Genomic DNA, 7275 nt, shown 5'->3' on the forward strand with positions numbered 1-7275 from the left:
AAAAACCAACCTTCCTGCCGGCTCGTCTTGTGCTTGTCGCCGAAGTCTAAGCGCCTTGCGCTTTTCTAATAAGGTTGAATACCTTCATATATCCTCGAAAATAGGGTTCGAGAGTATCTACCGGGCCGCCGTAAATGGCCTGACTATGAAGGCGGAATTTTTTTAGTGATACTTTTGCGAGATAACTAGAATTCTGCCTTCCTGTTTATGTTGGGAAGAGAATTCTAGTTTTTTTTTATTTTTCCACTTAATTGTATAAGCTAGTATTATTATTTAGAAATTGAGGGGTGACTGTTTTGACGGAAAAGCAAGATTTAATTGTTGTGTTAGACTTTGGAAGCCAATATAATCAACTGATTACCCGCCGCATTCGTGAGTTCGGTGTGTACAGTGAGCTTCATCCACATACCATAACTGCTGAAGAAATTCGCAAAATGAATCCAAAGGGGATTATCTTTTCTGGTGGTCCAAACAGCGTTTATGATGAAAATTCATTCCGCTGTGATGAAGCCATTTTTGAAATGGGCTTGCCGATTCTAGGAATTTGTTACGGAATGCAGTTAATGACCGTCCATTTTAACGGGAAAGTTGAAAAAGCGCAGCAGCGTGAGTATGGTAAGGCGACAGTGGTCGTTGAACAACCATCAACCTTATTTGATGGACTGCCTAGCGAACAGACTGTTTGGATGAGTCATGGTGACCTTGTTGTTGAAACACCAGAAGGGTTCACCGTTAATGGAACAAGCCCATCTTGTCCAATTGCGGCGATGAGCGATGAACAGCGCAAACTTTATGCCGTTCAATTCCATCCGGAAGTTCTTCATTCCGTATATGGAAATGAATTGCTCAAGAATTATGTCTTTAAGGTTTGTGAATGCAATGCCACTTGGTCAATGGAAAACTTTATTGAGATGGAAATGGCCAAGATTCGCGAGACCGTTGGTGACAAAAAAGTCCTTTGTGCGTTGAGCGGCGGGGTAGATTCTTCTGTGGTAGCAGTACTAATTCATAAAGCAATTGGTGACCAACTTACATGTATCTTTGTTGACCATGGACTGCTTCGGAAAAATGAAGCGGAGAGTGTCATGAAGACTTTTTCAGAAGGCTTCCATATGAATGTGATTAAAGTCGATGCAAAGGAACGATTCCTTTCAAAATTAGAGGGCGTTTCAGATCCGGAGAAAAAGCGAAAAATTATCGGCAATGAATTTATTTATGTGTTTGATGATGAAGCAACAAAGCTTGAAGGAATCGAGTTTTTAGCTCAAGGTACCCTTTACACGGATATTATTGAAAGTGGAACAGCAACAGCACAAACCATTAAATCGCATCACAATGTAGGCGGTCTTCCAGAGGACATGCAATTTAAATTAATCGAACCGCTCAATACCTTATTCAAGGATGAGGTTCGTGCCCTTGGTACGGAACTCGGCATTCCTGATGATATTGTTTGGCGTCAGCCATTCCCTGGTCCTGGTCTTGGAATTCGTGTCTTAGGAGCTATTTCAGATGACAAGCTTGAAATTGTCCGTGAATCGGATTGGATTTTACGCGAAGAAATCAAAAAGGCTGGGCTTGACCGTGAAATTTGGCAATACTTCACCGTGCTGCCAGATATCCGCAGTGTTGGTGTTATGGGTGATGCACGGACCTATGATTATACAATCGGGATCCGGGCCGTTACTTCTATTGATGGGATGACATCAGACTGGGCGCGAATTCCGTGGGATGTATTAGAACTGATCTCTACTCGAATCGTGAATGAGGTACCTCATGTGAACCGTGTTGTTTACGATATCACGAGCAAGCCGCCTGCAACCATTGAATGGGAATAAACTAAAAAAGCATAATAGCTTTAATCTAGGACGAGCCGAAACTGCTCGTCTTATTTTTTTGAACACAGGGCTGGAGCTGGACGGCGAAAGTCAGCATGACAATGTCGATTTATGGGGAATGGTGATGAAGTTTAGCTTTATTGAACAAAAATACGAACGATGAAAAAAATTTTTTTATCATCGTTCGTATTTTTGTTTACAACTTGTTTACTACCTGTTACAATAAAAAACGGAAAAAGGGAAATAAAATAATTGCATCGTATAATATTGGGAATATGGCCCAAGAGTTTCTACCGAGCCACCGTAAATGGCTTGACTACGAGGCAGTGTGAAATAAAGAGGCTTTCTTTTCCTCTTATATTGCACGAGCCTATAGTCATGCTCCTGTAGAATATACCGGAGTATTTTTTTGCATAATAAAGAAAAGATTTATAGGGGGAAAAGAAATGCATAAGTATTTTGAGTTTGAAAAACATGGCACAAATTATCGTCGTGAATTTATTGGGGGCTTAACCACCTTCTTAGCGATGGCTTATATACTAGTTGTAAACCCGTTAACATTATCACTTGCATCCATCAAAGACTTTCCAGATGCATTAAGAATGGACTACGGTGCAGTATTTGTGGCCACAGCCCTAGCATCAGCCCTTGGTTCCATTGTAATGGGTCTGCTTGGAAAGTATCCGCTGGCATTAGCGCCGGGTATGGGTTTAAATGCTTTCTTTGCTTATACTGTTGTTTTAGGAAGTGGTATTCCTTGGCAGCATGCACTAGGTGCGGTTCTTATTTCCGGTATCTTCTTTCTTTTACTAACACTTACAGGTCTTCGTGAAAAAATTATTAACGCAATACCAGCTGATTTAAAGCATGCAGTTGGGGCAGGTATTGGTTTGTTTATTACATTTGTTGGCTTACAAAATGCTAAGATTATTGTCAATAATGATGCAACACTAGTTGGTTTGGGGGATTTAACTGCTCCTTCAACACTTTTGGCGATTTTTGGTATCATCGTTACAGTTATTTTGATGACAAGAGGAATTAATGGAGCTGTTTTCTACGGTATGGTAATTACCGTTATTGTAGGAATGATCTTTGGAGAAATTAAGATGCCTCATAAAGTGGTAGATACAGTTCCAAGTTTAGCACCTACTTTTGGTGCGGCATTTCAATCGTTTGGTGACAGTTCTTTTTATACGACATCCATGCTCGGAATTATTTTGACTTTCTTGTTTGTTGATTTCTTTGATAACGCAGGAACGTTGGTGGCTGTAGCAAACCAAGCAGGAATCATGAAAGATAATAAACTTCCTCGCGCTGGCCGAGCGTTAATTTCTGATTCAATTGCAACAACTGTCGGTGCTGTCCTTGGTACTTCAACAACAACTTCTTACATTGAATCATCAGCAGGGGTTGCTGCTGGAGCAAGAACAGGGTTTGCTTCATTAGTTACTGCCGGACTGTTTATCTTATCACTCTTTTTCTTCCCGTTACTGTCCGTTGTAACAGCACCGGTAACGGCACCAGCTTTAATCATTGTTGGGGTATTGATGGTTTCCTCATTAGGTAATATTGATTGGAAAAAATTTGAGATTGCTGTTCCAGCATTCTTAACAATGATTGCAATGCCGCTGTCATACAGTATTGCTACTGGGATTGCAGTAGGGTTTATTTTCTACCCGATTACAATGATTGTAAAAGGCCGCATAAAAGAGATTAACCCAATCATGTACCTATTCTTTGTGATCTTTGTGTTATATTTTATCTTAAAATAAATCAAACACTCCGGGGGAACTGTGACCATACAGTTCCCTTTTTGTATATCGGGGCGAAATTGTGACAGACTACTTTCATTATTTGAATCTTTGTCGAACAATGTCGTTGACTTACTGTTTAACCTCTTATAACATGAAAATAGTAAGTGTTTGCAGGAGAAACGGGGGTGAAGGTATGGCGAACCTATTAATCGATAAAGTATTAAATAACAATGTATTAATTGCTGAACACCCTTCCTTCAAAGAAGTTGTCTTGATTGGGAAAGGTATAGGGTTTAATCGCAAACGAGGCGACTATATTGAAACAGAAACCGTTGAAAAGCTTTTTGTTTTGAAAGATGAAAAGGAGCAGGAAAATTACATTAAATTGCTTCCGTTTATTGATTTAGATTATTTAGAGGTCATTATCTCTGCGATTGATATAATCAAACAGCGTACACATACAGATTTAAATGAACATATTCATGTGGCCCTAACAGACCACTTAATGTTCGCCCTTACAAGAGCATCGAAAGGAATGGAAATGAGGAATCCATTTTTAGTCGAAACAAAGGCGCTTTATCGGCATGAATATGAAATCGCTTCAACGGTGGTTGAACACATTGGTGAAAAAACAGGAATACTCCTTCCAGTAGGTGAAATCGGATTTATTGCTTTACACATTCATAGTGCCTTGACCAATAAAGATTTATCGGATGTTAATCAGCACTCACAGCTTGTCAGCAGATTAGTTGCCATGGTTGAGGATCAATTTGATATTGAAATTGACAAGGAAAGTATTGATTACATGAGGCTTGTCCGCCATCTCCGTTTCGCAATTGAACGCGTGATAAAAGCTGAAAAGGTTGAGGAACCAGAAAAAATTGCAAACCTATTGAAAGTTGAATATCCGGTGTGCTATAATCTCTCATGGAAGCTCATTAAAGTGATGCAGCAAACATTAAAAATGAAGGTTTTCAATGCAGAGGCCGTTTATCTAACGATGCATTTGCAGAGACTTCAAAATAAATTTAAATAGCACTTATTATTTTTTACGTGTTACTGATTCGATCAGGCATGAGTGGAAAGTATTAATTGAATTGAAGGATTTGGGGTATTCTATACCTAAACACTTTCGTTTCAATAGTACTTTTACTCATGCCTTTTTTGTTATTTTTTACCTATTGTGTAACCGCTTAATGAGCTAAAAAAATTCAGGAGGTCATTTAAATGAAAAACGCTTTTGGTACATTACAAAAAGTCGGTAAAGCGCTTATGTTACCAGTTGCTCTTTTACCGGCTGCCGGTATTTTACTTGCAATAGGTGCGGCATTAGTGAATCCGGCATTATTAAACTTAGCGCCTTGGCTAGATAATAGCGGGATCGCTATGGTTGCAAATGTAATGCAAAATGCTGGTAATATTGTTTTTGGTAACTTGCCGCTTTTATTTGCGGTTGGTGTTGCTGTAGGTTTAGCTGGGGGAGAAGGAACAGCTGGTCTAGCAGCGATTATAGGGTACTTAATTATGAATGTAACAATGGGTACAGTTTTAGGTATTGATGCGAAGGATATTAATGGAACAAGTTATGTGAGTGTTCTTGGTGTACCAACACTACAAACAGGGGTTTTCGGCGGGATTATCGTAGGTATCATTGCTTCCTCTCTATATAACAAGTTTTTCGAGATTGAATTACCATCTTATTTAGGTTTCTTTGCTGGAAAGCGTTTCGTTCCAATTATCACAGCTGCTACAGCAATCATCCTTGGATTAATCATGCTAGTGATTTGGCCGCCAATTCAATCTGGATTGAACGCATTCTCTAACAACATGGTTAATGCGAACCTAACTCTTTCTGCATTTATTTTCGGGGTTATTGAACGTTCGTTGATTCCATTTGGATTACATCATATTTTCTATTCACCTTTCTGGTATGAATTCGGAACGTATACTACTAAAGCAGGTCAGGTTGTTCACGGTGACCAGCGTATCTTTATGGCTCAGATTTCAGATCACGTAAAAAATCTTACTGCTGGTACATTTATGACTGGTAAATTCCCATTCATGATGTTTGGTCTTCCAGCAGCGGCATTAGCAATCTATCATGAAGCTAAGCCTGAAAAGAAAGTGTTTGTTGGTGGTTTAATGGCATCGGCTGGTCTAACTGCTTTCCTAACAGGTATTACTGAACCAATTGAATTCTCATTCCTATTCGTTGCTCCAATATTGTTTGGTATTCATGCTATATTTGCTGGTTTATCATTTATGGTAATGCATCTGTTAGATGTAAAAATCGGTATGACATTCTCTGGTGGTTTAATTGACTATGTACTATTTGGATTAATCAATCCACAGACACATGCATGGCTTGTAATTCCAGTTGGTCTTGTGTTTGCGGTTATTTACTACTTTGGTTTCCGTTTTGCAATTCGTAAGTTTGATCTTAAAACACCTGGTCGTGAGCTAGAGGAAGAAGAAGGCGAACAAACAGCAGGAAAGGCTGCAGGCGGAGATTTAGCTACTAATATTTTAGATGCTATGGGCGGTAGGGATAATATCGCAAATCTTGATGCGTGTATTACACGTCTTCGTGTATCGGTAAAAGATATTAAAAATGTTAACAAAGATGAATTAAAACGACTTGGTGCGGCAGGTGTACTTGAAGTAGGTAACAATATTCAGGCTATCTTTGGCCCACGTTCTGAAACCATTAAAGGTCAAATGAAAGATATCATGTCAGGGAAACGTCCTCGTGCAGCGGCTCCTGAACAAAAGCAGGCTCAGACTACTACTACTGATGCTATGCAGAATGCACGTCAAAACGAAGTATTCGCTGCACCACTTAAGGGTGAAATCAAGCCAATTACGGAAGTTCCTGACCAAGTGTTTGCTGGTAAGATGATGGGTGATGGTTTTGCGATTGTACCTTCAGAAGGTATGGTGGTATCACCTGTTAATGGTAAGATTGTTAACTTGTTCCCAACTAAACATGCGATTGGCATTCTTTCTGATACTGGACGTGAGATCCTCATCCATGTAGGGATTGATACGGTTAACTTAAAAGGTCAAGGATTCGAAACATTAGTGACAGAAAATGAAATTATTGAGCAAGGTCAGCCACTCTTGAAGTTCGATATTAACTATATTAAAGAAAATGCAACTTCTACTATTACTCCGGTTGTCTTCACAAACCTAGCCGAAGGCGAAAAGGTGGTAATTGAGAAGTCGGGTCAAGTTAATATGAAACAAGAAGGTATTGTTAAGATCACTAAGTAAGTTTAAAAAAGAAGCTGCCGAATGGCTGGCTTCTTTTTTAAATTGATAGGAGAAAAGAAATGAAAAAGTGAAATTTGGTATTGACCCCACATAACCATGGTGGTATTATATTCAAGCGGTTGTTGAGAGGAAAGTTAATAACAATTTCAAGCAAAAAAGTTATTGACTCGATTTCAACGATGTGTTATATTAGTAAAGTTGCTTCTGATGAGGCATTATTGAAATGATTGTTCTTTGAAAACTAAACAAACAAAAACGTCAACAAACAATAATATTAGTTTTTATATGAAACTAAGCCAACGTAACAAAATGAGCTAATCAACTTTCATGGAGAGTTTGATCCTGGCTCAGGACGAACGCTGGCGGCGTGCCTAATACATGCAAGTCGAGCGAATCTTTCGGAACTTGTTCCG

Annotated in this window: 4 protein-coding genes, 1 rRNA gene and 2 riboswitches; all 5 genes read left to right on the forward strand. The window is 39.1% G+C overall.

Annotated features, from left to right (window positions below):
• Positions 1-64 precede the first annotated feature (64 nt).
• A riboswitch (purine riboswitch) is annotated at positions 65-166 on the forward strand.
• 130 nt (positions 167-296) lie between these two features.
• Positions 297-1835: a glutamine-hydrolyzing GMP synthase gene (gene guaA, locus M3226_RS28960; protein WP_251572682.1), complete on the forward strand. Its 1539-nt coding sequence runs from the start codon at positions 297-299 to the stop codon at positions 1833-1835.
• Between the two features lie 237 nt (positions 1836-2072).
• A riboswitch (purine riboswitch) is annotated at positions 2073-2174 on the forward strand.
• Between the two features lie 107 nt (positions 2175-2281).
• Positions 2282-3607: an NCS2 family permease gene (locus M3226_RS28965; protein ID WP_251572684.1), complete on the forward strand. Its 1326-nt coding sequence runs from the start codon at positions 2282-2284 to the stop codon at positions 3605-3607.
• Between the two features lie 175 nt (positions 3608-3782).
• Positions 3783-4625: a glucose PTS transporter transcription antiterminator GlcT gene (gene glcT / locus M3226_RS28970; protein WP_251572686.1), complete on the forward strand. Its 843-nt coding sequence runs from the start codon at positions 3783-3785 to the stop codon at positions 4623-4625.
• Between the two features lie 191 nt (positions 4626-4816).
• Positions 4817-6862: a glucose-specific PTS transporter subunit IIBC gene (gene ptsG / locus M3226_RS28975; protein ID WP_251572688.1), complete on the forward strand. Its 2046-nt coding sequence runs from the start codon at positions 4817-4819 to the stop codon at positions 6860-6862.
• Between the two features lie 324 nt (positions 6863-7186).
• A 16S ribosomal RNA gene (locus tag M3226_RS28980) occupies positions 7187-7275 on the forward strand; the annotation flags it as partial.

Source organism: Neobacillus cucumis, from assembly GCF_023715505.1.

What these genes read in the sequence shown, in the direction of transcription:
- M3226_RS28965 (WP_251572684.1), top strand. Translation starts at nt 2,282, where the DNA reads ATGCATAAGTATTTTGAGTTTGAAAAACATGGCACAAATTATCGTCGT.
- glcT (WP_251572686.1), top strand. Translation starts at nt 3,783, where the DNA reads ATGGCGAACCTATTAATCGATAAAGTATTAAATAACAATGTATTAATT.
- ptsG (WP_251572688.1), top strand. Translation starts at nt 4,817, where the DNA reads ATGAAAAACGCTTTTGGTACATTACAAAAAGTCGGTAAAGCGCTTATG.